The 25,379-nt window shown below is 38.5% G+C and carries 22 protein-coding genes and 1 tRNA gene; 17 read left to right on the forward strand and 6 right to left on the reverse strand.

Annotation, left to right across the window (positions count from 1 at the left end):
* Nucleotides 1-165 precede the first annotated feature (165 nt).
* The 10 genes from HNR53_RS09710 to HNR53_RS09755 all read left to right on the forward strand — a co-directional run bounded on the left by HNR53_RS09710 (nucleotide 166) and on the right by HNR53_RS09755 (nucleotide 12,270).
* Entirely contained in the window at nucleotides 166-2,802 is a 2,637-nt protein-coding gene (locus HNR53_RS09710) for a putative amidoligase domain-containing protein (protein WP_184525344.1), read from the forward strand.
* Nucleotides 2,803-4,212: a Mur ligase family protein gene (locus HNR53_RS09715; protein WP_184525346.1), complete on the forward strand. Its 1,410-nt coding sequence runs from the start codon at nucleotides 2,803-2,805 to the stop codon at nucleotides 4,210-4,212.
* Nucleotides 4,213-4,230: 18 nt separating this feature from the next.
* The gene (gene aepX, locus HNR53_RS09720; protein ID WP_221452274.1) at nucleotides 4,231-5,748 is read left to right on the forward strand and encodes a phosphoenolpyruvate mutase; all 1,518 of its coding nucleotides are present in this window, start codon (nucleotides 4,231-4,233) and stop codon (nucleotides 5,746-5,748) included.
* Nucleotides 5,745-6,875, forward strand: coding sequence for a phosphonopyruvate decarboxylase (aepY, locus tag HNR53_RS09725; RefSeq protein ID WP_184525348.1), 1,131 nt, complete (start codon nucleotides 5,745-5,747; stop codon nucleotides 6,873-6,875). The genes aepX and aepY overlap by 4 nt, the downstream gene beginning before the upstream one ends.
* On the forward strand, nucleotides 6,868-8,709 hold the full coding sequence (locus HNR53_RS09730) for a 2-aminoethylphosphonate aminotransferase (RefSeq protein WP_184525350.1): 1,842 nt from the start codon (nucleotides 6,868-6,870) through the stop codon (nucleotides 8,707-8,709). Before aepY ends, HNR53_RS09730 begins: the two co-directional genes overlap by 8 nt.
* Before the next feature lie 57 nt (nucleotides 8,710-8,766).
* Nucleotides 8,767-9,183: an NUDIX hydrolase gene (locus HNR53_RS09735; protein WP_184525352.1), complete on the forward strand. Its 417-nt coding sequence runs from the start codon at nucleotides 8,767-8,769 to the stop codon at nucleotides 9,181-9,183.
* 161 nt (nucleotides 9,184-9,344) lie between these two features.
* A complete protein-coding gene (locus HNR53_RS09740; protein ID WP_221452275.1) occupies nucleotides 9,345-10,331 on the forward strand; it encodes a VOC family protein in 987 nt (328 codons plus the stop codon).
* Nucleotides 10,332-10,653: 322 nt separating this feature from the next.
* Nucleotides 10,654-11,082: a rubrerythrin family protein gene (locus tag HNR53_RS09745; RefSeq protein WP_184525354.1), complete on the forward strand. Its 429-nt coding sequence runs from the start codon at nucleotides 10,654-10,656 to the stop codon at nucleotides 11,080-11,082.
* A gap of 221 nt (nucleotides 11,083-11,303) precedes the next feature.
* The gene (locus HNR53_RS09750) at nucleotides 11,304-11,891 is read left to right on the forward strand and encodes a DUF3501 family protein (protein WP_184525356.1); all 588 of its coding nucleotides are present in this window, start codon (nucleotides 11,304-11,306) and stop codon (nucleotides 11,889-11,891) included.
* A gap of 208 nt (nucleotides 11,892-12,099) precedes the next feature.
* On the forward strand, nucleotides 12,100-12,270 hold the full coding sequence (locus tag HNR53_RS09755; protein ID WP_184525359.1) for a hypothetical protein: 171 nt from the start codon (nucleotides 12,100-12,102) through the stop codon (nucleotides 12,268-12,270).
* Between the two features lie 210 nt (nucleotides 12,271-12,480).
* Here the strand turns inward: HNR53_RS09755 and HNR53_RS09760 are convergent, their stop codons facing one another.
* Nucleotides 12,481-13,398, reverse strand: coding sequence for a DUF4003 family protein (locus HNR53_RS09760; protein ID WP_184525361.1), 918 nt, complete (start codon nucleotides 13,396-13,398; stop codon nucleotides 12,481-12,483).
* Between the two features lie 156 nt (nucleotides 13,399-13,554).
* On the opposite strand from HNR53_RS09760, the gene HNR53_RS09765 reads away from it, so the two are divergent.
* Nucleotides 13,555-14,415 carry a dimethylarginine dimethylaminohydrolase family protein gene (locus HNR53_RS09765; protein ID WP_184525363.1) on the forward strand — a complete coding sequence of 287 codons (861 nt, stop codon included), beginning with the start codon at nucleotides 13,555-13,557 and terminating at the stop codon, nucleotides 14,413-14,415.
* Between the two features lie 175 nt (nucleotides 14,416-14,590).
* Here the strand turns inward: HNR53_RS09765 and HNR53_RS09770 are convergent, their stop codons facing one another.
* A complete protein-coding gene (locus HNR53_RS09770; protein ID WP_184525365.1) occupies nucleotides 14,591-14,713 on the reverse strand; it encodes a DUF4023 family protein in 123 nt (40 codons plus the stop codon).
* 184 nt (nucleotides 14,714-14,897) lie between these two features.
* Between HNR53_RS09770 and HNR53_RS09775 the strand changes: the two genes are divergently transcribed.
* The gene (locus HNR53_RS09775) at nucleotides 14,898-15,467 is read left to right on the forward strand and encodes a TetR/AcrR family transcriptional regulator (RefSeq protein ID WP_184525367.1); all 570 of its coding nucleotides are present in this window, start codon (nucleotides 14,898-14,900) and stop codon (nucleotides 15,465-15,467) included.
* A 48-nt stretch (nucleotides 15,468-15,515) separates the two neighbouring features.
* Complete coding sequence (locus HNR53_RS09780; RefSeq protein WP_184525369.1) at nucleotides 15,516-16,439, forward strand: SDR family NAD(P)-dependent oxidoreductase; 924 nt, start codon at nucleotides 15,516-15,518, stop codon at nucleotides 16,437-16,439.
* Between the two features lie 155 nt (nucleotides 16,440-16,594).
* Here the strand turns inward: HNR53_RS09780 and HNR53_RS09785 are convergent, their stop codons facing one another.
* Complete coding sequence (locus HNR53_RS09785; RefSeq protein ID WP_184525371.1) at nucleotides 16,595-16,792, reverse strand: DUF8096 family protein; 198 nt, start codon at nucleotides 16,790-16,792, stop codon at nucleotides 16,595-16,597.
* 1,150 nt (nucleotides 16,793-17,942) lie between these two features.
* Here HNR53_RS09785 and HNR53_RS09790 point away from each other — a divergent pair.
* Nucleotides 17,943-19,676 (forward strand): methyl-accepting chemotaxis protein, encoded by a 1,734-nt coding sequence (locus tag HNR53_RS09790; protein WP_184525373.1) that lies wholly within the window; start codon nucleotides 17,943-17,945, stop codon nucleotides 19,674-19,676.
* Between the two features lie 375 nt (nucleotides 19,677-20,051).
* Here the strand turns inward: HNR53_RS09790 and HNR53_RS09795 are convergent, their stop codons facing one another.
* From HNR53_RS09795 to HNR53_RS09805, 3 genes are all read right to left on the reverse strand, one after another.
* A complete protein-coding gene (locus tag HNR53_RS09795) occupies nucleotides 20,052-21,170 on the reverse strand; it encodes a tyrosine-type recombinase/integrase (protein WP_184525375.1) in 1,119 nt (372 codons plus the stop codon).
* Between the two features lie 852 nt (nucleotides 21,171-22,022).
* Nucleotides 22,023-22,098 (reverse strand) — tRNA-Arg (locus HNR53_RS09800).
* Nucleotides 22,099-23,077: 979 nt separating this feature from the next.
* On the reverse strand, nucleotides 23,078-23,293 hold the full coding sequence (locus HNR53_RS09805; protein ID WP_184525377.1) for a helix-turn-helix domain-containing protein: 216 nt from the start codon (nucleotides 23,291-23,293) through the stop codon (nucleotides 23,078-23,080).
* A gap of 131 nt (nucleotides 23,294-23,424) precedes the next feature.
* On the opposite strand from HNR53_RS09805, the gene HNR53_RS09810 reads away from it, so the two are divergent.
* The 3 genes from HNR53_RS09810 (at nucleotide 23,425) to HNR53_RS09820 (ending at nucleotide 25,250) form a co-directional block, all read left to right on the forward strand.
* A complete protein-coding gene (locus HNR53_RS09810; RefSeq protein WP_184525379.1) occupies nucleotides 23,425-23,583 on the forward strand; it encodes a hypothetical protein in 159 nt (52 codons plus the stop codon).
* Nucleotides 23,555-23,761, forward strand: coding sequence for a hypothetical protein (locus HNR53_RS09815; protein WP_184525381.1), 207 nt, complete (start codon nucleotides 23,555-23,557; stop codon nucleotides 23,759-23,761). Before HNR53_RS09810 ends, HNR53_RS09815 begins: the two co-directional genes overlap by 29 nt.
* A gap of 211 nt (nucleotides 23,762-23,972) precedes the next feature.
* A complete protein-coding gene (locus tag HNR53_RS09820) occupies nucleotides 23,973-25,250 on the forward strand; it encodes an IS110 family RNA-guided transposase (RefSeq protein WP_184525383.1) in 1,278 nt (425 codons plus the stop codon).
* Nucleotides 25,251-25,379: the final 129 nt, after the last annotated feature.

Below are 25,379 nucleotides of genomic sequence, written 5' to 3' on the forward strand. Positions count from 1 at the left end.
TACTCCTTATTATTATTGACCAATGCCCGTTATGACTAAATTTACAATAGATATTAAGAAAATAACACAGGAATAATCAAAAAAATACCATAAGATATTTTAAACTTATGCGAACATCACATTTCACATGCTAGGTTGAAAAAAACTAAATGGGTGGTTTATCTTATGGAGTTAATCAACAGCCCGTTCTTTATAGGGGAGGATAAAGAACTTATTCTGCAAATGTTGAAAACAAACAATGTTCAGGCAGTGGAAATAGTCGATGTTAATCACTGCTCCTATCCAATCATTGGCAGAAAATTCGGTCATCACTCAGGTAGGGATATTAAAATAATACATTCAAAAGAGCAATCCCTCGAAGAGGACTTTGACTATTTTACAAAACTTGTTGTGATCGAACATGAGTACAAGCTTGAGGTTCTCGGGTTGGATGTTGTAAAGACAGAGGAAGCCATTGTTCATGCGGTTAAAAATCGGGAAATACCAATCAGAACGGTGCAATATGGCTGGGAATACGAGGAAATTGATCAGCGCGATCTGCCTAAAGAATGGCTGCAATTAGCGGTACGGGCAGTATACGTTACTGGAATGCAGCATGCCTATGTGAAACTAGGAAAGCTCAACAGCGAAAAAGCCATCGTGCTTGATGTGCATCCACTGCCAGCGGAGGATTTTGGACAAGAGGAAGATGCAAAGGAAATCTTCACTATTGGAGCAGATATTGAGTTTATGTTAAGCTGCGATGATGAACTTCTGCCTGCTTCCGAGTTTTTTCCGCTTGAAGGAGCGGTAGGCTGTGACGAAAGGCAAATTGAACAGGATAGTGGTGAATTTGCTTTGGCAGAAATAAGACCGGAACAGTCGGAATCACCCCATGAGCTTTTCCGCAATATTCAAAGCTTAATCGCTGCTGCCTCTGAAAGGATACCCTATTCCAATATATCCATCCGTGCTGGAAGTATGCCATTTTACGGCTATCAGTGCGGCGGTCATCTCCATTTGGGCATTAAGCCGTCCGTAAAATTATTACGTGTCCTAGATTATTTTCTCGCTTTTCCCTTGGCCATGCTGGAGCAATCGAATACAAGCAGGAAGAGAAGAAGGACAAAGCATGGCGGCATAGGGAGATTCCGCCATAAACCCTATGGCTTTGAATATTTATCTTTAAGTTCTTGGATGATAAAACCGGAGATCACTTTAGCTGTATTATGTTTAGCTAAACTAGCTGTCTCTCATTTTACAAAGCTGGAAACACCCTATCTATTTCATCCGCTGATACAACGTGCATACTATCAAGGGAATCAGCCAGTATTAAAATCGATTTGGCAGGACATAAAAAAACAGATTATCACCAAAACAGATTATTTAAGTTATGAAAAAGAATTAACCCCCTTTTTTAAATGCATAGAAGAAGGTTATTTATTAAATGAAGCGAAGGACATAAGGAAAAATTGGAATCTAGAAATCCCAAATCAGGAGTATGAAAGAGGACTAATCATACACGTTCCGAAAAAAATACGGGAAAAATTCCACTTATCTGTCGGGGAAGATACGTTTGTATGTGCAGGGAAGTCTATGTCGAAAGCCACCATTCGACCGTATTCCTTTTCATTTCGAAATTCTAAGATCATCCAACTCACACCGAAATTGCGGGAAAATCTTTCGCTGCCGAAAGAATGGAATCCCAAAATTCTGCCAGCAAATGGTTCCCTCATTCTTGGTCCTATTTTAGGGATTCTTACCAATCGGCCTTTCGAGCGGCAGGGTACTTACTTCCAGCATATCAGTAAAATGGCGATAAATAAGCAAATGCTTGTTTATGTGTTTGAGCCAAAAGATATTATCTGGGAAAAGCAGTTAATAAAAGGGACGACAACGGAAGGTGAAGGGTTATTTCCATTCCCGGCAGTGATCTATGATCGTTATTTCCTAACCAGAAAAAAACAAATAAAAGAAATAGAAGAGATTCGGGCTAAACTTCAGTTTATTTATCAAATCCCTTTTATCAATTCCCCGAAACTATTTGATTTAACAGGAGATAAATGGCTGTCTTACCAGGTTTTAAAGGAAAAGCATGAAGAGTATCTGCCTGATACGTGCATTTATAAGCAGCCATCAGATATCAAAGAGATGATCGATCTGTATGGGGAAGTTTTTATTAAACCTTTAGGAGGGGCGTTAGGGAAAGGAATCATACAGGTGATGCAAAACCCTTCAGGTCTGTATTGGATGAATCCGAAACAGCAAAACTTCCAGCCGCTTGGGGCAGTAGAGGATCTGACCGCAACCTTATTTCCGCAAATAGAAAGGGGTCCTTATGTACTTCAAGAAGCTGTCAGAAGAAAAAAATTAAATGAACATTATGTAGAAATAAGAGTGTATATGCAAAAAAATGGCAGAATGAAGTGGGTAAGGACAGGGATGGTGGCACGCTTAACAAATGAGGGTATCATGACGGTGGAAACGGAAATTAACCGGCGTGCAAGTATTGTCCTGAGTAAATTGTATCCGAATCCGAACGAAAGACGAATCATCAAAAATCAAATTACAAAGGTGACAAAAAGTGTTGTCGAGACGATTGAACACACAGTGGGGACTTTTGGTGAACTAGCGGTGGATATCTGTATTGATCAATATGATACGATTAAAATTCTTGAGGTAAACGCGAAGCCGGATAATTTATTTTCCCAAGTCAATGCCTATAAACTTCGCAATCTAGCGGCACAACGGCTGCTTAATTATGCTACAGCACTTTCAGGCTTTGTCTGGAATGATAAAGAGGAATCAGGAGGGTTTAGTTAAATGATACACATAGTCCTGCGCGAAATCGTACAGCATCTGGACGGACATGTCATTCATGGCAGAGACGATCACATCATGAAAAGTGTGATAAAAAGAACGAAGAAAGACATTGACCATCACACATTGCTTTTTCATGTAAATAGGGATTCGATTAATGGTCAATACTGGTCTGCTAAACAAGCTGTTGCTGTCGTCACAGATGTACCGGAACAATGCAAAAATTTACATGATGAAATAAGTGTGATTGCAGTCGACAATGTCAAGGAGGCCTATTGGAAATTTATTGATTACTACAGGGGTCTATTTGATATCCCGGTCATTGGGGTTACCGGTACATGCGGCAAAACGACCACGAAAGAAATGATTGCTCAAATGCTTGAACATGATTATAACATTGATTATACCTGGATGAGCATGAATTCAATGAGCGTTAATCTGCGATATTTAATGCGATTGAAGAAGGAAACGGAAATAGCTGTTTATGAAATGCCCGTTGCCTATCCCGGTTATTTAAAAATTGCCTGCCGCTATTTTAAACCGCAGATTCGTGTGCTGCTTAACATCGATGTTCACCATTTGGCTGATTGTGAGACACCCGAAGTGTATATGAAGGCCAAAGGCGAGATTACCGACGGATTAGACCCTGAAACAGGCATTTTGATCCTGAATGGTGACGATGAAAACATTAAACGAATCGTGGATGTCAGTCCATTTAAGCAGGTGATTTATTTTGGTAAAGGGGCAGGTATGCATTTCCATGCAGAGGACATTCAATATGGGGAACAAGGAATGAGATTCAAGCTGCAGTATGAAGGAAAGCCGTATCATGTCTATGTCCCGGGTTTAGGCGAGCATAATGTTTACAATGCTCTTGCTGCTCTTGCCGCCGTTGTCTCGGCAGGGGTTGACTTAGAAAAGGCGATACAATATCTCGCTGATTTTGAACATGTAGAAGAACATCTGGAATTCAAATCAGGAGTAAATGGCTGTACAGTGATTGATGATACTTGGAATTCTTCCCCGCTCTCCATGAAGACCGGACTTCAAGTATTGAAGGAAGCGGCCACAGGAAAGTTATCCATTGCCTTGTTAGGGTACATGCCCCAGCTTGGAGATAGCCGATATGCCACTCTGGAGTACCGTAAGCTGGGTGAAACGGCAGTCCATTTCGGGATAGACCTATTAATTGTAGTAGGAAAAGAAGCGGTGGAAATTGGAAAAGGGGCACTGGATGCGGGAATGGATCAGTCTAAAGTATTTTTCTGTGAAACGGGAACAGAACTTAACACTAGACTGCAAGATAAAGTGAACAAAGACACGGTACTTTTATTAAAAATTACCCACCGTGTTATGAAGCAGCCCTCTTTTAAAACATTTAAAAAGTATCTAATTCCAAATAAGGATGAGTAGAAGAAAGGAGCAGAACTAATGATAAAAAAAACAACGCAGCTGCGCGCGCTTTTACAAAGTTCGCAGCTAGAACTGCTCATGGAGGCTCATCATGCATTGTCTGCTAAAATTGTAGAAAATACCGGATTTAAAGGGATCTGGGCAAGCGGTCTATCGATGTCTGCAGCAATGGGAGTAAGAGATAATAATGAAGCTTCATGGACGCAAGTTTTAGAAGTATTAGAGTTTATGAGTGACGCCACAACCATCCCTATTTTGCTAGACGGTGATACCGGTTACGGAAATTTCAATAACGCCCGCCGGTTAGTCAAAAAGCTTGAGCAGCGAGGCATTGCAGGAGTCTGTATTGAAGATAAGCTATTTCCGAAAACGAATTCTTTTATTAAAGGAGAAGCGCAGCCGCTTGCCGATATAGAAGAATTTAGCAAAAAAATAAGAGCGATGAAAGACACGCAAAAAGATGATGATTTTGTGGTGATATCCCGTGTCGAGGCTTTTATAGCGGGTTGGGGTCTTAGAGAAGCGCTGCGCCGTGCGGAATCATATATGGAAGCCGGATGCGATGCCATCCTCATCCATAGTAAAAAAAATACGATCCATGAGATTGAAGCCTTTATGAAGGAATGGGGGGACCGGCTCCCGGTTGTCGTGGTCCCAACCAAGTATTATACGGTGCCAACTGAGAAACTGCGGCAGCTTTCCATCAGTATGGTCATTTGGGCGAACCATAATTTGCGTGCCTCTATTACAGCAATGGAGAATGTATCGAGGCAAATCTATGAGCAAGAAAGCATCAGTTCGATTGAAAACGAAGTGGCGCCGCTAGAAAAAGTATTTGCCTTGCAAGGTGCGGGAGAATTGGCAGATGCCGAAAAAATCTATCTTCCGCAGCCTGAACACGAGGCGAAAGCGCTGATCTTGGTAAGATACCCTGAGGCGAAACATCTGGTCCAGCAGCAAATGGACCAATTGAATCTAGGCGGAATCAAAAACATCAGCATTGAGGATGCTTCCAACAAGAATAAGAGCCATCAAGATGCAGCAAGGCAAACTGACCTACAGTTGTTATATCAAGCAAGTAGAAACCTAAGCGGTGAGACCATTATCAGCTTCGGAGAAATCACTTACAAACCTTATCTCATTGATGAATTATTATCTGTTAAGAATGATATTGTCATTTTAGCTGATGCAGACGCAGAGAAAGTTCAAGCTGGATACGGCATTACCGGGACTGAACCCTATACAAGGCTGCATTTTTCCGCAACAGTTGCGATGAAACAATTTTCAAAACAGTTGAACAATAGTTCCGCGCACGGTGTATTTTTCGGTCTTTGGAAGGTATCGGCAAAAGGGGCTGAAATTTTATGCGAAACTTTAGCGATGCTTTCGAAAAGAAGTGATTTTGCCCAACTGACTTTTGAAGAATTATTTGCCTCCATGATGAAGCATCATCGCATTGTGATTAAATATATTAAAGGACAATGGCTGAATGTAAATGACTATGAAAAACTGAGGCAGCAAGGTGATGAAAAATGATCGAGACTTATCAGTTTGGTACTGAATGTAAAAAATTAGGTTTTCATTTTTTTACAGGTGTCCCCTGTTCCTTTTTAAATCCGCTGATTAATTTTGCGATTAATGAATGTGAATATATAACAGCTGTAAATGAAGGAGAAGCTGTCTCCATTGCAGCAGGAGCGGCAATAGGAGGAAAAAAATCTGTTGTCCTGATGCAAAATTCTGGTTTAACGAATGCCTCATCCCCCTTAACATCCCTTATTTTTCCATTTCGTATTCCGATATTGGGTTTTGTCAGTCTCCGCGGTGCAGCTGGTCTAAATGACGAACCACAGCATGAATTAATGGGCAGGATTACAGCGGAATGGCTGACAAGCATGAACATCCATTGGGAGTACCTTTCTGATAGGATGGAAGAGGCTTTGCAGCAGCTGAACAAGGCTAATGCCTTCATTGATAAAAATGAGCCCTTTTTCTTTATTGTTAAAAAAGGTACGCTAGCAAAAACCGAGCTGCAAAAACAGACAGTTAAAACAACCAATAATGCTGTTAAACTGAGCAAAAGCACTGCTGACGAATTTCCCGCCCGGATCGACGCGTTAAAAGTTATCCAATCACATGCCGATCAAGAAACCGTAGTGCTGGCCACCACCGGCAAAACGGGCAGGGAACTTTACCAATTAAAAGACGCATCCAATCAATTATATATGGTCGGTTCAATGGGCTGTGTCCCTTCGCTTGCCCTTGGAATATGCCTGGCAAGAAAGGAAAAGGATGTGATTGCTATTGACGGGGATGGAGCTATCCTCATGCGTTTAGGAAGTCTTGCGACTAATGGTTATAATAGTCCTCCGAATCTGCTTCACATTCTACTCGATAATCAAACACACGATTCAACAGGCGGACAGCAAACCGTCTCACATAATGTACAGTTTGTCGATATCGCTGCCGCGTGCGGTTATCACAGAGCAGTTTACGTCCATTCCTTATCCGAGTTGGACGGTTATATTCAGGAATGGAAAAGCAGCAAAAAGCTCACCTTTTTACACCTGAAAATTGCGCATGGCTCTCTGAAAGAGCTGGGGCGTCCATCCATTAAGCCCTTTGAAGTAAAGGAAAGACTGCAGGTGTTTCTGAATGATTAAAACAGCCGTTATTTTAGCTGCGGGAATGGGGAGCAGACTGGGCAATCTGACGGCAGAGCGTCCAAAGGGGTTTTTACTATTAGATCATCTGCCCATTATTGAGCATTCGCTCAAAAAACTATTCAAATCCGGTATTGAAAAGATCATCATCGGAACAGGGTATTGCCACGAAATGTATGAGGAACTCTCCGAGCGCTATCCCTCGGTGAAATGTATTTATAATGCCCAATATGAATCAAGCGGCAGTATGCAGACTTTATATGCATTACAAGATGCGATACAAGAGGATTTCATTCTTTTGGAATCTGATTTAATTTATGAACAAAAAATCATGACGGAAGCATTGGAACATGGTAATCGAGATGTGATCTTAGCAAGTGATTTTACTAATTCCGGTGATGAGGTGTGGATTGAAATCAATGACAAAGGAACATTACAACGGTTATCGAAAAACAAGGCCGGCATGACGCGGATTTTTGGAGAATTCGTTGGCATCACGAAGCTGTCTTACAATACTTTCATGAAAATGTGCCGTATTGCTGAGATGATGTTCCCTGAGCACCCAAAAATGGATTATGAACAGGCATTAGTTAGCGCGGCAATAGATGTAAATCTGGCCGTTCATACAGTTAACCGTTTAGTATGGTGTGAAGTAGATGATGAAGATCATTGGCAGCGGGCTGTCGAGGTGATCTATCCACTTATTCAAGCACATGAAGCAGCGTTTTCTCCGGTCAAACGAAATATCCTTTTAAATCCTGGTCCAGCAACCACTACTGATTCCGTGAAGTACGCGCAAATTGTTCCGGATATCTGCCCGCGAGAGAGTGAATTCAGCGCAGTGATGCAATATATTGCCACAGAATTGACCCAATTTGTTGGCAGTCCGAAGGAATTTGCCGCTGTTTTGTTTGCCGGTTCAGGAACAGCGGCTGTTGAAGCCATTATCAGCTCCGTCATAGAGGATAAAGCCCTTTTCATTATTCATAATGGTGCTTATGGGAGACGAATCTGTGAAATGGCGGAAAACTATTCCTTGCCCTATATCGAATATGCCAGCCCCTACGATAAAGCAATTGACCTAAAAAGGCTGGAAGAATATATTCAGATAAGTGCAGAAAACATATCTCATCTTGCGGTTGTTCATAATGAAACAACCACAGGATTGCTGAATCCCCTTGATAAAATCGGCGCCATTTGCGGCCGTTATGGAATCAAAATGATTGTCGATGCGATGAGCTCCTTTGCCGCTGTTCCAATCGATATGAAAAATATGAATATTAGCTATCTTGCTGCTAGTGCCAATAAAAATCTACAGGGAATGGCAGGGGTCTCCTTCGTTATTGCCAATAAAGAAGAACTTATGTCTACACAATCCATCAGACCGCGGAATCTGTATCTCCATTTATATTCCCAATTTGATCATTTTTCACGGACAAAACAAATGAGATATACACCACCTGTCCAAATTCTATATGCATTAAAGCAAGCGATCATTGAAACAAAATGGGAAGGGCTTGCAGCCCGGTACAAAAGGTATTGTGAAATCTGGGAGGTCCTAATAAATGGAATTACCCGCCTTGGCTTAAGAACCTTAGTGGATCTGGCCGACCATTCCAAGATTATCACGGCGATTATTGAACCGCAGATTCGGGGATACCATTTTACGGAAATGCATGATTACTTCTTTGAAAGAGGTTTTACGATTTATCCTGGTAAATTTGCTGGATTAAACACGTTCCGTATCGCCAATATTGGGGCTATCACCAAACACGATATGGAAAACTTCATTGTCTTGCTCGAGGAGTATATCGGAAAAATAGTAAAGGAATAGGAAAAGAAGGCGAGAAGAGCCGTTAATCAGACAATGAAGAAAAGGTGGTGATGGCAAATGACTATTCCCAGCTATAAACTCTCAGTTGCTATTTGCGTTTTGAACAAAAAAGGGGAAATCCTGCTTGTGAAAAATAAAATAAGAGGATGGGAATTTCCCGGCGGCTATGTGGACTACGGAGAAACAATAGGGGAAGCCGCTGTGAGAGAAGTAAAAGAAGAAACTGGGACCGATATACGATTGACACGCTTTTTAGGGTTCGAACAAAATATAGAAAAGCAAACATTGATTTCAATATTTGAAGGGGTCCATTTGCGCGGAGAATTGAAGAAGTCCAATGAAACATTGGATGTCGGGTATTTTTCAGAAACTTTAGCCCAGCAGAAAATTACCCGTCCTGTATATAAAGAGAGGATTCGCCGATGTTTAAATCCAGCTATGATTCCGTTCAGTATTTATTATATAAACAACTAATGGCCTGCGTTCAATTGAACTAGGCCTGTTCATTTTTCACAGAAAAGAAGAAAAATGGCAAAAAATATTATTAAATTTTTCAGAAATATTTGATTTATCCGTATATTTGCTTTATTATAATATTAACATAATGACCGATACAAAATGGGAGGTATATCAAATTGTCTATTAATACTTATAAAGAACCAAATTTTGATGTTGCGCAGCTTGCACATGTTGAAATATTGTCCCCAAATCCTGAAGAAACGGTCCAGTTTTTTACCAGTTTCTTAGGATTGGAAGAAACAGCTAGGGATGGTCAATCAGTATATCTCCGTGCTTACGAGGATCTTTATCACCATTCATTGAAGGTGACTGAACACAAAGAAGCGGGTTTAGGTCATATTGCCTGGAGAACGGCTTCTCCGCAAAGCTTACAAAGAAGGTCAGTTGCCATCCAGGCCGCAGGTTTAGGACGCGGCTGGACAGATGGCGATATTGGCCATGGGAGAGCCTATCAATTTACGACTCCTGACGGGCATATGATGGAATTATTATGGGATATTGAATATTCATGTTCGCATGATCTACATAAAAAACCGTTACATACTGTTTCCAAGCGTCCCAATAGAGGGGTGCCGGCCAATCGATTAAATCACGTTCATCTAATGGATACTGATCCAGGCAGGACCACACATTTTATGCAGGAGGTTCTTGGATTCCGCTTAAGAGAACAGATGGTTGATAAGGGGATTATAGTGGAAAGCTCTTTGAGTGTTTCTGATATTTTTCAAGAAATAGCGGTCATGAAAGAATCTACGGGAAGAAAAGGAAAGCTGCATCATTTATCCTATTGGTATCATACACCGCAAAACTTATATGAACTTGCAGCGTTATTAAAAGAAAATGAAATCTATATCGAAGCACAGCCAAATAAACATGGCATCAGCGAAACGTTCTGTATGTTTGTGTATGAGCCGGGCGGGAATCGGATTGAATTATTAGGAGATGTAAGCGGTATGATTTATGATCCGGCATGGCAGCCGATTGTTTGGGATAAAACGGAGATGTCCAGAACGCGGCATAATCTAATGGCGGCATCACTTCCCGATTCATATTGGAGTTACGGGACACCAGCAACATTATCGCATCCAGTTAAAACCTATTAAATGAAAAATCTTTTGCTGCTGCCGCTTAATAAGGCAGCAGCATTTATACATATTATTATCTTTAACATTATGGAGAAATTATTAAATTTCAAACGTTATATTTGAATAATTCGACACGGATCGATATAATAATAGTAGTCACGGTTAACATGATTCACAGGAACTTTGTACATATACTTAATCCTATAGTTTTTTACAACTGATATTTTGAATAGAACAGCTATTAAAGGATACCTTAAGATATTCATTGACCGTGAGATGGAAAGCATGGGTTAGCGGGTCTTACACTAACTCAAATCTATTTATTGGGAGGAAAAGAAACATGGCGGATTTAAAAGGAACAAAAACAGCCGACAATTTAAAAGCAGGTTTTGCAGGGGAATCTCAAGCAAATAGACGTTATCTTTATTTTGCAGAAAAAGCAGACTTAGAAGGTGCAGAAGAAGTCGCAAGCTTATTCCGCAGCATCGCAAACGGAGAAACTAAACATGCTTTCGGTCACTTTGACCATTTACGTAATAATGGTGAAGGAGACCCAGCAACAGGCCTTCCTGTAGGCAGCGTGAAAGAAATGGTTGCTTCTGCAATTGCTGGTGAAACTTATGAGTATTCTGAAATGTACCCTGGATTTGCGGCGACAGCACGTGAAGAAGGTTTTGAACAAATCGGAGAATGGATGGAAGTAATGGCAAAAGCTGAGCGCGTTCATGCACAGCGTTTCCAAAAATTACTTGATTCTTTAGAGGACTAATATGTGTTGACCGCCCTAATAGTCATTAGGGCGGTTGTTTTAAACATAAACCGCGATAGTTTTCTTAAGGAAGAAATACGTTCACATATGCAGCAGGATAAGAAAAGAAAATGTAACAAACCGGAAGGAAATAAGGTCCTATTTGGCGAATTTATTACTTAAATACTATTTCTAAATCGGAATACATTTTCTGCACCATAAAATGAAAAGGTGGAACTTTTATGACTTTGACCATTAGCAAACAAGACATTGTCCCTTTAAATGTATACAGACAGGGCAGAGATGAATATGTAAAGAAAATGATCGATTATAAAAAAACCCGCCGAATCAAATTAGGAGAATATATTTCGATATTATTTGAAAATAAAAATACTGTATTATTCCAAATTTTAGAATTACTTCATAGTGAGGATTTAGAGGATCCGGCAGAGATTGAAGAGTATCTTGACATTTACTCAGGAATGCTTCCGGGTGAAAATGAATTATCAGCTACACTCTTTATTGAATTAGATAACCAAGAAAAGCTGCAGGACTTGTTAGTCAAATTAAAGGGAATTGAACATCATTTGACATTGACGATAGCTGGAGAAACGAATCAGGCAGTTTTCGAAGAAGAGCATGATGATCGCGATTTTACAACCAGTGTTCATTATTTGAAATTCCCATTAACTCAAACTGCTATTAACCTTCTCACAGGCAGTTCCGCTGACTCTATTGATGTCAAATTAATCCTTAATCATCCAAGCCTGACAGCGAGTGTGACTCTATCTCCTAATAACATAAGCAGTATCCAAAAGGATTTAGTATAATGTTGCTTATAAATAGGTAACATTATGTTAATCATATAAAAATAGTTAAATAAAAAGCCTGTGGGTTTTGTGTTTACAAATAAATACAAAATTGAAATGGTAAAATGCACAGGCTATTTCCCCTCTTCATAAATCTCAATGTGATCTACCGATTCATAATTTGAAATCCAATGGAATAAGCTTCTAAAAAAAACTTTATGTGGTGATAATGATGAAAATTGTAGCGAAAACTCCGAGAGATTTTGTAATTTCATTTAAGGATGAAGATTTCAAGGGTTTAACTCAAAAAGAAAAGTATGAATTAATAAGTAAAATGGTGAAGGAAATTGTTTTAGAAGAAGTGAGTTGGAGTGAAGTTAAGGAAAGAATTGCATTATAGAGGTGGTCCCATTCGAGTCTGATTTGATGATAAAGAATTAGATTCTGGTGTACTCGAAGAGAGTATTTGGGGTGAAGAGGGGAATTAATATAAATTAGTTCAGCCGTTAAGCGTATCTAAACAGATACGCTTTTTTTTGCTTATAAATAGAGTTAAGACAGGTCATGATTCATGAACAGTCATTGTAAACAAAAGAACTGTTTGCAGAATTTACTCTCCGCCGGATGACGAGGATGAGGCAGAAACCGCAGCAGCCGTCGCCGCAATAACTGCTGCCTGCTGTGCTTGAATCATTGCTTCTATAGCAGCAGTCAAACCCGCAGGTGCATCGGTGTATTCCTGTGACACGAATATGGCCGCAATGGTAACGGCCATATTTTTGTACCAGCGGAAGGCATTCATGGATGACAATTCACGGGAAAGCGACAACGCTTCATTTGTTTTATTAGAAAGGGCAATGAGGCCGATAGCCGGATATTGCATCACTTTAATCTTAATCCGATTATGTTCAAAAGTTTCTTTTGCATAGATCACTTTATTGACAATATCCGTGGTGAAGGAACCATTCATCACGAGCATATTTGCTAAAAGTTGCAGATCGTTGCCTTTATTAAATCCTTTTTCATTTAACGTGATATAATATTTCTCACTGCTTTCCAGCAAATCCTCCATTTTCGCTGACTGCTTGGCCATCATAACGGCAGCGGGATAATCATCATATGAGGTTAGAAATCTATGATATTTTCTCATTCCATCATAAATTTCCTTCACTCTGCGTGCATCTACATTTTCCTCCATTAACAATGCCGCAATATAAGTATAAATAGATGAACGTAAGCCTGCAGATTTTAATTCCTTGTAATTTTGCTGTAAACGATTAATTGCTTCATGGGTCTGATTTTCTTGCGCATAAATCAAACCAGCAATGGAAAAATAAATCGTTCTTAGCGGTGAGAATGCTGAGGCACTTTTCTTCACAGCATTAACTGTTTCTTGAAACTCACTGGCATTAATTCTCTTTCCTTTAGCTGTAAGCTGCGCAGCAGTCATGAAAATAAGGCGGGAATCCACCCACTTACTCACACTTCTCAAGATCTCTATATTTTCCTCAAATAAGTTATTATTCATCGAAATCACTCCCAAATAGGAATTTGTTATCGTTATTCATACGGATGACAATTGGATAAAGTTTCTTTCTTCCGCTAAATATACTACCATATAAAAATATTTAACATACAACTGATATCGATAGCGGATAATATGGATAACGGGAGGTTTTTACATATGGAAAATGTCACAAAAGAGATAAAAAGATTAAGTTGTTTTAATGAATATGACGAACTAAAAAAGGTCGTCATGTGTCAGCCGCAATATATGAATATCAGGGATGTGATTAATGAAACTCAAAAGCATTTTAAGGATGAAGGAATACATATAGAACTGGCTTTAGAGCAGCATAACCAATTTGTGAAAACCTTGCAGAGCACTGGTATAGAAGTATATTTGCTTCCATATCATGCAAAATTTCCTGAACAGGTATTTACCCGCGACATTGGTTTTACTCTTGGTGAAACGATATTTGTTGCCGATATGGCCCATGATGTGCGCAAGGGAGAGGAAAATGTATTAAGACAATGGTTAGAAGATGAAGGGATCTCTTACTATAATATTATCGGCGACCAAATAGAAGGTGGGGATGTCATCATTGATCGGGATACCATCTATATCGGTTTAAGCAATCGGACCAATCAAGAAGCGGTAAATCATCTGAGTGAATTGTTAAATAAACAGTTTGAAGTGATTTCAATCGACTTTCAGGAAAAGTTTTTGCATTTAGACTGTGTATTTAATGTGATCTCGCGAAAGACTGCAATAATCTTTCCAGAAGCCTTAAAACGGGAGGATATTGCTCGTTTTTCCTCACGCTATGATTTGATTGAGGTATCAGAGGAAGAACAATTTACCCTTGGAACAAACGTGCTTTCTATCGGACACAACCGCATTCTTAGTCTGCCGGTTAACAAAAGCGTAAACGAACAGCTGCGCAAACGGGGTTTTGAGGTGATCGAGGTTGATATTACGGAAATCATTAAATCGGGCGGTTCTTTTCGTTGTTGTACATTACCAATATTAAGAGAACACTAAAAAATAATTTCTTAAAGCATTATGTGCTAAATACACATCATATCGAATGAAAGCACCGGCACAAAGGCAAGGCTATTTTCATTGGACTATCCCCCCATTTTTTCTAAGGTTCAACAAATAAGGACAATGAAAAAGCTTAGAAATCAAGCCTTTTCATTGTCCTTAAAACTGGTCCTTAGTTATGCTGTTTATTTGGCAAATGACCTTCAGCATGATTTTTTTTATTTCGTTTTCTGTTTTGTTCATCTTTCTTTTGTTTTTCATGCAAGTTTTGGACAAATTGGCTTGTATTTTCCAAAATGAAACTCCCTCCTTTATCGTTGCTCGTTATTAATTTCTCCATTTTAAAAGAAAAAATGTAAACTGAATCCGCCATCAGGATGAACCTTTTTAAAATCTGTAAAATTTCTGTAAATTAATTGACCATCGTTTAATAAATACATATACTGTTTATTAAACAGTGGTTAATAATGGAGGTTAATATGTCACCGCGAAAATCAGTACAACAAGAGCTGACAAGGGAAATGATTATGAATGCAGCACGGGATTTATTTGCCCAAAAGGGGTATCAGCATGTGTCCATGAGGCAAATTGCTAAAGAACTGAATTACAGCCATGGCGCTATTTATTATCATTTTAAAAATAAAGCCGAATTATTTTACGCCCTTGTCGAGGAGCATTTTCACATGCTTAATACAGAATTAAACCATATCCTACAGCTGGAGTTAGAAACAGAAGAAAAACTGCGGCAAATATTTATTGGTTATATTCGCTTTGGACTGTCGTATCAAAGTCATTATGAAATTATGTTTCTCATAAAAGACGAGGAAATAAAAGACTATTTGAATCAAGGACCAAATCTGACCTATGAAAACTTCGCGCAAAATGTGCATGCTCTCTGTGGGAAGAACATCGCCCTGCAGGATATCTGGTCTGTATTTTTGTCCCTGCATGGCTTTGTTACACACTATTGCCGCCATGTAGCTGGTTTCGCTGAAATCGAGAGTCTAGCTAACTCTCATGCCAAGTTTTTAGTGAAAGCCATAACTTAATTTTTTTAAAATTAATTGACCACTGGTTAATAAAAAGGGGAGATTTACATGAAAAAGGCATTAGTTTTAGGTGCTTCCGGAGGTATGGGCTACGCCATAGTCAAGGAATTATCGCAAAGGGGGATAGCGGTAAAAGCATTTGCCCGGACGGAAAACAAATTAAAAAAATTATTTGCCCAGGATACAAATGTTACTATAGCAGCGGGAGACATTTTTCAATTGGATGACCTTACGGCTGCTGCTCAGGATGTGGATATCATATTTCAGGCAGCGAATATTCCTTATACAGAATGGGAAGAGAATTTATTGCAGATGATGAACAATGTTATCATAGCGGCTAAAGCTCATTCCGCAAAACTAGCCGTTGTAGATAATATTTATGCTTATGGAAATGCTGGTACGAATGTAACGGAAACGCAGCCCAAAAATCCATGTACGAAGAAAGGGCGAATTCGGCTGGAGGTTGAAACCACGATCAAACAATCAGGAGTTCCATTTATTATTGCTCACTTTCCGGATTTCTATGGTCCAAATGCTTATAATACGATTCTTCATGTCACGCTACAGAATGTTTTGCAAAACAAAAGAGCCATTTTTGTGGGGAAACAAACGATTCCACGGGAATTTATTTTTACCCCTGACGGAGCCAAGGCACTTGTACAGTTAGCGTTAGAGGAAAATGCCTACGGAGAAAATTGGAATATCCCAGGTGCGGGTGTAATTACCGGGGAAGAAATTGTCTCCATTCTGCGGGAATTGACCCATTATCAAAAGAAGGTGTCAACTGTTTCAAAAAGTATGATCCAAATGTTAGGCTTGTTTAACCGTGAGATGCGTGAAGTGGCGGAAATGTTTTATTTAAATGAGACCCCGGTTGTATTAAGCGGGGAAAAATATGAGGAGCGGATTGGGCCGATTCCGCAAACATCCTATCGGGAAGGACTGCGACAAACGCTTGAATACTTGGGGTAAGAAAAGAATATGGTTATCACAGCAAAATAATTACTAATAGCACTGTGTGCTAAATACACATAAAATTCTATATTTTCGCTCGATCAATAATTCCAGAAAAAGCTAATTTTACACTCGTAAAAGAACTAAATACGAAACTGCGGGATGAAGAAGAGCTAAATACTCTTTTTCATCCCGCAGTTTCGGCATTCTCTGATAAAGATAAAGTCTTTTACAGAGCTTTTAAATAAAGTATTGCCGCAGTTATCACAACGACCGCTGATTTTATCCGGAAATTCCTTATAATCATAAATTTTAGTCAGGTCATATTTGTTCTCGTTTTGATCCAATTGATTATTATTATCATGTTCCATTATGATCACCTTTTTTTAACCAAATATGATGTAGTACAAAAAAGAACCCTTGAATTTTAAAGGTTTGTTACGTCCCAGATGGGGTTCGAACCTACGACCTACAGTTTAGGAAATGTGACGATTTACTCCGTCATAATTATAACTTAACAGGGAGCGAGATGACAATGGTTATTCTAAATAACAGGAATATCCCTGTTAGCAGGTAGAACAATTTATTTAGGTCGAAATTTCGAACAACCGCGTTATCAATTCTGTTATACAAGGTACTAAAATAACGTTTATTCATCGTATATTGACCATAATGTTCGTTCATTCGTAATACATGCCTTATATGCTGTGAATTGGCGCAAAGCAAATGCCTGCGGCCGAAAATTCTGAGTCTCCAACAAGTCAAATATGAGTACGTGTATCTTAATTATTATGAATAGGGAAGAAGTCATAAAAAGTCAACCTAAACAACGATAGAACTTTACTTGTAGGGGTGGGTATGTTAGGCTTGCTCGCTTACTGAAACAATTGCTTCAACCTTTCGGGACTAATCCTGTCCACAGACCATAAAGGCTAGAAGTCAAGTTTTTAAACACTTAACTATAAATACATGTACACAAAGATAAAAGGTGCATCATATCAACGTTTTATCTCTAATACAGTAGATAAGCACCCGATTGTTTAATTACAATTTAAAAGCTAAGTGGATATTGTGAAGAACGGATATATTGTATGAAAATTGATTTCTTCATACAGTGAATTTTAACACTCATTCTTGTTTAAAAATATCGATATAGGAATTTAGACTTACCATTAACTAACTTCTTATAGGTATAAGTAACTATTAATTATAGATGTATGGTGAACGATGCCGAATCTTCTTGGATTCACAAAAATATAGTTTTATTATTAAGTATGAATTTGATAAAGACCTTATTTTCTATAAACACAGTTTATAATACTAGTGACCTGTAAAGGATATTAATGAGGATAAAGGCATACTCTTTCAAAAGAGGAGACCGCAAATATCCATGAGTTAGTCATGGAATTCATTATGGGAGACTAAAGAAAAGATATTATGTGTTTGTAGTGTGTTCTTTAAAAAATTATGTTTAAAAATGAAAAGACTGTAAAAAACATAAGGTTTATATGGGGGATTATTATGAAACAATCAATAAGTAAGAAGATAAGTGTATTGATATTCAGTTGTATTTTACTTTTAACAGCACTTCTTTCTAGTATTAATTATTATTTAACTAAGGAAAACCTACTAAAAAGCGCAGAGACGAAACTTATTTCTGATTTGCAATTAAGCTATAATTATGTGGATCAAAAGATTTCGGGAGAGTGGGAAATAATCGATAATCAACTATATAAAGGTAATGTGAATATGGTTGGAAATATGACTATTGTGGATAGTATAGGTAAGTTAACAAACGGGGATTCAACAACATTATTCCAAAATGATACAAGAATTAGCACAAATGTAATGAAAGATGGAAAACGCGCGATTAATACAAAAGTTGCAGATGATGTGGCAAATGTTGTGATAAATCAAAAGAAAAGATTTATCGGACGAGCGAATGTTGTGGGGAATTGGTATCAAACAGCCTATGAACCTATTTTAAATAGTAAAGGTGAAGTAATAGGTATTTGGTTTGTGGGCGTTCCGGAAAGTCCTTACATAAAGATTGCACAACAATCGGCTATAAATAATTTATGGATTTCATTAGCAATATCTATTTTTATTATATTAATTATTAGTTTCTATACAAAAAGAAAAATTATATCCCCCATAATTCAATTAAAAAATACGGCAAATGAAATAGCAAATCTTAACTTGAATGTGAAGATTATCACACCTAAAGGAAACGATGAAATCGCACAGTTGGCCAATGCGTTTAGAAAAATGAGAGATTATTTAAAGGTATTCGCAACAACCGTAGCAAGTAGCGCAAATCATGTGGCTGAAACCTCTCATTCATTGGCCGAATCGGCTAAACAAACAAGTGAATCGGCTAATCAAATTGGTGTAACTATGAATGAAGTGGCAATGGGTTCAGGCTCTCAAGCAGATCAAGCAGGACAAATAGTGAAAATGATGGAACAAACTGTTAAAGTAGTTAGTACTAGTTTGGACAAGATAGAAGAAACAGCAAAAAGTGCAATGGATTCAACATCTATTGCTCGTAAAGGAGGAGAGGCCATAAATGAAGCCATCGAACATTTAGTCACTGTTACACAAACTGTTTCTGATGCGACGGATTCTATTCAGAAGCTAGGGAATAGATCTGAAGAAATTGGTGGGATTATTACCGTGATAACAGGGATTGCGGAACAAACCAATTTGCTTGCTTTAAATGCTGCAATTGAAGCAGCTAGAGCAGGTGAACAAGGGAAAGGATTTGCCGTTGTAGCTGATGAGGTTCGAAGGCTAGCGGAACAATCTAGTCTATCCGCTGGACAAATAAAAAATTTAATTAGCGCTATTCAGGATGAAACGTCTGTTACTGTACGTACAATGGAGAGTAATTTAGTTGCGATGAAAGAACAAGTTTCACTTATAAATAAAGGTGGAAATGCGTTAAGGGAAATAGTTGAAAAAGTAGAAAAAACAGAAGTGGATGTTCAACAGATAAAAGAAACATTTGAACTTGTAAATATGAACTCTTTACAGGTTCAACATGCTATTCAGGATATTTCGAGTATTATAGAGGAATCAGCAGCTGCTACGGAAGAAGTCGCCGCAGCCTCAGAGGAACAATTTGCAACGATTGAGGAAATTACTGCAAGTGCTGATGAACTAGCTTACATTTCAAAGCAGTTGCGTAATGAAGCAAATAAATTTCAATTAAAAACGAAAGAAACAGTATTTCCTATCATGGAGATTAGGTAAATGATTTTTTAGGTTGAGTTAGCAAAATAAACGGAAACTATTTTGTAGATATTTCGTATTGTTAAATATTCCGATCGGGCACTTTTCCATAACGAAGATCAGCGTTCAAAATGATAAAAAGCTAAAAATATGCAAGTTTTTATTCATCATTGGCATATTTTTAGCTTTTTACATTCAATAAACATACCGCCATAAACGACATTTTTTTATGCAGAATACATTGTATGGTAGTATATTGGTATTTTTCGACAAAATATAATAATTTCCTTCAATAAAAAAATAACCTGCCACATGACAGGCTAATGTAATATTTAATAAGTTAGGGCTAAATTGGTAAATCATTATATGAAATACGATTTATAAAATTTGAATCAATTACTTAAACACATTCATTTTATGTAAATGCATATGTGTGTTATCTTGATTTACACGTTCTAGGTATATATTTGTAGTCGATATATCCGAATGACCAGCCCAGTCCTTAACGACAGCAAGCGGAACATCATTTTCAAGCAACATAGTCACAAAGGTATGTCGGAACCAGTGTGGAGAAACTTTCGAGTTTTTTCCTGCCAAGTGAACGGCTTCCTTCACAATTTTATAAAGACTTGGATAGGTTAACCGTTTTTTATGTTGGCATGGTTCTTTCTTATTATATAGTGCAAAGAAAAGAGGACTAGTATCCTCTGGATTTATTTCAATAGATTCTCCAAGACTTCTTCGATATTCAAATAGCAGTTCTATTGTTTCCTCTTTGATGGGAATTGATCGCGGCTTTTTCCCTTTACCAATCACATCGGCATAAAGATAACCTTGACGATTGTAACGAAAACTTCCCCAATTTAAACTTACTAGCTCACTGGCACGAAGACCCGTGGTATATAAAAGGTATCCAATCAATAAATTACGTTTTTCTAACTGTTCTCGATTCGTATTTGCCTTCACAATTTTTGGGAAGCAGGAAATCAGATACTCCGCATCTTTTTGATTCAATTCTCTGACTTGGACACGAGTTTGCTTCATTTCAGGACGACTTTCTTCGGTTATAAAGTGTCCTTTTTTAGATGCTGGCTTAGAGATCCAAGTTGAAAGATGTGCTTGGTAAAATTGCGTTTCATATCCAAAGTCCAATAATCTTCGAAAAAATTCCAATTTTCTTATAGCAGATTTAGGTGCGTACTTGTCTTTAATATATTTATTATAGGCTTTTACTTCAGGAAAGCCTATGTCTCGAAAAGAAAGAGAATGCTCCATTAAAAATTGTAGTAATGTTTTAGCATCCGAACGGTAAGCTCTTATCGTGTGGAGGGAAAATTGCTTATCTAAAGTAAATATTTTTTCTACAAAAAATAATTCTAGAAAATCTTGCTCAGAACTATGTGAGAGGGTGAGATTTCTATGTTCATCGAGTAGATGGCGCTGTTCTAATTTATTTCGCATTTGGGTTAAGTATTGTTCACTCGTCAAGTGATCAAAAAGAGTCAACTCGTCCATGGTTTCGTCTCCTACAAAAAAGTTAATCATAATTTTATTATGTATAGTATAGATAAGACTTAATTATCTTTACTTCTATTCTATCATAGAATATTTGTTCCACATAGGGAATTCACTTACAAAAGATAGTTCTTATTAGAGTGCCTGAGATTCGCTCTCAGACGAAATTAATTTTAATTTATAATACCTACGGTCATTTATTTCGTTACAGAGCCTTTCAGCGATTTTACTAATTTTATAAAAATATTTACTCTTTAGCGTAATTGAATTAACTAGATTTCTGTGTAATAGGGGATGTAAGACTGGAATGAAGAAACTATTATTTGACTTGCAGGTAATGTAAGATGGTGATGAATAATGATGGATATCAAAATGTGGCTAATGTGATGCTGAAATTATCGCATAGAAAGTTATAAATGTTTGATGAATAGTTACTAATTAAAAGGGACTTGATGGGATTTCAACCCACAAAATGCTCAACAGTTTCCGTTGTAACTATTGGCTGCTCTATGCATTGAGCTACAAGTCCCTAATTATAATATGAGTATTTACTTAATGAGATATGCATAGAACTTAATTTTTTTTCGTTTATAGATAGGTAATATGAAAGGACTGTAAAGGCCAGTTATCGGTTTAGTATTGGGCTTCTTACAGTTGTTTTAAGATGTTTATCTTTAAATAAATCTAAATCCAAGTAAAACGCCTTTGTTCATCTCTTTATTAGAACAATTTGGAAAGACAATTTAAGTCCTATAAACCAATCCTGCCCCAAACTAACCCCAAAACAAGCTGAAACGAACAAAAATTCACCTTAAACAAAAAAAGAAATCCTTGATATACAAGGATTTCTTTTACGTCCCAGATAGGATTCGAACCTACGACCTACAGTTTAGGAAACTGAGACGATATATTCCGTCATATCAAACGTTATGTCAACGGTGGTTTAGCGTTTTTCATAGTCCTACGTACGTTTTTATTTCCCGCGTTCTAAATCACATATGTACTACGTCATTATTATAACTTAACTAGGCGCGGGATTACAACGGTTATTTAATATCCGCGTTAATAGGCAAGGCGTTCAAAATTGAACAGTATATGTTTTTATGTTTTCTTCTTTTTTTTTATTTATAGTGAAATGACGGCATGAACGTAGTGAATGCTATCTCTTATGTTGGAACAACTAACGGTGACTATTAACGGGGAATGTGCTTACGCCTGACATTCCTATGTATAGTTATCGCGTCGCATATCCGTTATTATATGCCGGTCAGGTATCCGCATAGTTATCGCGTCACATATGATTGTTAACGTATAGTTAACGCAAGTTTACAATTACGCGTAAATCCTACGGTTAACTTCGTAATGTACTCCGAACTGTACGAATAGGTTGTGTTATGGATTCCGAATAGCGACCGATAGACCTTCCGAATAGGTTGCGATAATACCAGGCGCAGGCCTTCGACGCGTGCGTGCCTCCGGAAACTAGGGGTTCAATCCGTTTGATATGCAGTATCTTATACGTTTATACACCGCGAACATTATGCAGGAAATACGGGAAATAACGTAATGGCATAGCTTATAAACCGCGCTATATCAACGATGTATAAAATCATGTATAATCGGTAATTATGCGGACTTAAAGAACGTTGTTATATCAACGTTTATACATACGATGAATTCCTTATAAATCGGCATTATGTTAACTAGTAATGTATATAATATGCACAGTTATACAGTCGCGCATGCAAGCGGACGCATCGTTATACACTCCGAAATAAACCCCAGGCGGTACCCCGAATTTTGCCCGCCTTCCAGGGACCTACGAACTCCGCGAATTATAAAATTTATCTTAGGGTAAAAAATTGCGTAACATAATTTCGGAAATCCAGGCGTTAAAAAGACGCAGCTTATTCCTCCGCGTCAATTTCCTCTATTATGAATAATTCCTCTATCGTCAGACCTAACGCCCTACTAATCGCGAATAGATGCACGTCCTTATGCTGCTCGTTCTTATCGAATCGAGATATTGCGGACTGAGGTACGTTTGCTTTATCAGCCAGGGCCGTTTGGGTCCAGCCCTTTTCCTTCAATATCGCGCCCAGGCGTGGCTTAATTATGTACATACGCTCGCCTCCTTTATTCTATTATGCAATATGAAATAACCGGTATGCAATATTATTTTATACTTACTATTGACTATGCGCTATTGCATAACGGATTATTAGTTTAGAAAGTTATTCAAGGAGGTCATACAATGGGCATTCTATTCACCGCGTTATTACTTTTCGCAATTGCTGCTGGCATCATCACGCTTTATGAAATCGCACCAGGACGCATTAAACGCGAGATTAACGAATTAATTGAACATATAGGGGCGGAATACAATGAACGATTATCAAATCGAGAGAATTAATCGCATTATCGAGTTTATGGATAAGACCATCGAGGGAAATAATCGCTTAATTGAAACGTACAAAAATCGAGAGGTTTTCAAAGAGCGCGCCGAAGCCTATGCCGATGGTATTGATCTCGCAAACGGAGATTTACTCTATATACGGAAATGGTTAGGCGAGATATTATCGGATGAATAAACGTCCTCCTCTCTCGCGTAGTATCTCAGTAACTAAGGAACCGAGTAAACCGATTACACATTGTCGGGGGCGGATATTTTTTAAAAGGGAGCATTCCTGTTAGAAGGATTTTCGGGGACTTGAACAAAAAAGAGCCCTCTTGGTATGATACGGGGTGTCAAATCGTTGCGCGAAATGACCCCTAACTTAGTTAACCAAGGAGGACTCCACAATGGATTTTAAACAAAATCAGAAAATAAATCAAGTCACCGAAAGAACACTTGTTGTAGGAATCGACATTGCCAAGCGCACGCACTACGCTTGTTTTGTGGATGACCGCGGACGAGTGCTCCAAAAATCATTCTCTGTATCACAATCCAGAGATGGTTTTGAGCTTTTCTATCAACGTGTTTTGGCCGCAATGAAGGAAAACGAAAAAGCAGAAGTTATTGTTGGGATTGAACCAACTGGCCATTACTGGCTTAATTTAGCCTACTTTCTTGAAGAACGGGGCATTCCTTTAGTTATGGCTAACCCCATGCATGTGAAGCGTTCTAAGGAGTTGGATGACAATTTACCCACCAAGCATGACCGCAAAGATGCATTAGTAATTGCCCGTCTTATCAAAGATGGACGCTTCAGTTATCCACGTATCTTAAAAGAGGTGGAGGCTGAACTTCGTGTCGGATCAACGTTTAGAAGTAAGTTGACAGAGGAATTGGGTGCTGTCAAAAACATGATGATTCGCTGGTTGGATCGCTATTTTCCAGAGTTCGTTCAGGTATTTCCGTCATTCGGAAAAATGGCTTTGGCTGTACTTGAATGCACTCCATTTCCGAGTGATTTACACCAGAAACAAACCGAAGAAGTTTTATCCCTTTATCGAAAGGTCGATGGGCTAAAATCCCCTCAAAGGCCAAAAGCAGTGCGTTTGATTGAAATCGCTGCTCGCTCTATCGGTGTAACAGAAGGACATGAGATGGCCCGTATTGAAATCACCACGCTTGTCCGCCGTTACCACCAACTAGAACAAGATATCGAAAGCATTACAGCGCACTTAGTTGAGCTAGTAAAAACATCTGTAGAATACGAATGGCTCTCAACGGTACCAGGGCTTGGGGATACCACCATCGTTGACCTATTGGCTGAAATCGGAAGCTTTTCACATTATCAAGATCCACGCCAACTAATCAAACTCGCGGGATTAACGTTACGTGAAAATTCCTCCGGCCAGCACAAAGGACAAAAACGCCTCTCCAAACGGGGAAGAAGAAAGCTGCGTGCCCTCCTTTTCCGAGTGATGATGCCCATGATTCGCCACAATGAGGCCTTTCGCAAACTGCATGAATATTACACAACCCGTACGGTTAATCCGTTACGCAAGAAGCAATCTATCGTGGTTCTATGCGGTAAGCTATTAAAAGTATTACATGGAATCAGCACCAAGCACAAAGCGTTTGACGCACAGCGAATGATGAGGGATATTCCCAGTCTCGTAGAGGCTGCTTAAAACCCTACATCCCCTTAATAAGACCGACCTAGACAACGGGATGACACGGAGAAGCTGGCATTATTTTCACCATTCGACCTAGAGTCCCTAAGGGAGCTTCGCTAGCCTCTGCCTTATGACTAGACCGAA

The sequence above is a fragment of the Bacillus benzoevorans genome (assembly GCF_014207535.1).
Taxonomy (GTDB): Bacteria; Bacillota; Bacilli; order Bacillales; family Cytobacillaceae; genus Bacillus_BD; species Bacillus_BD benzoevorans.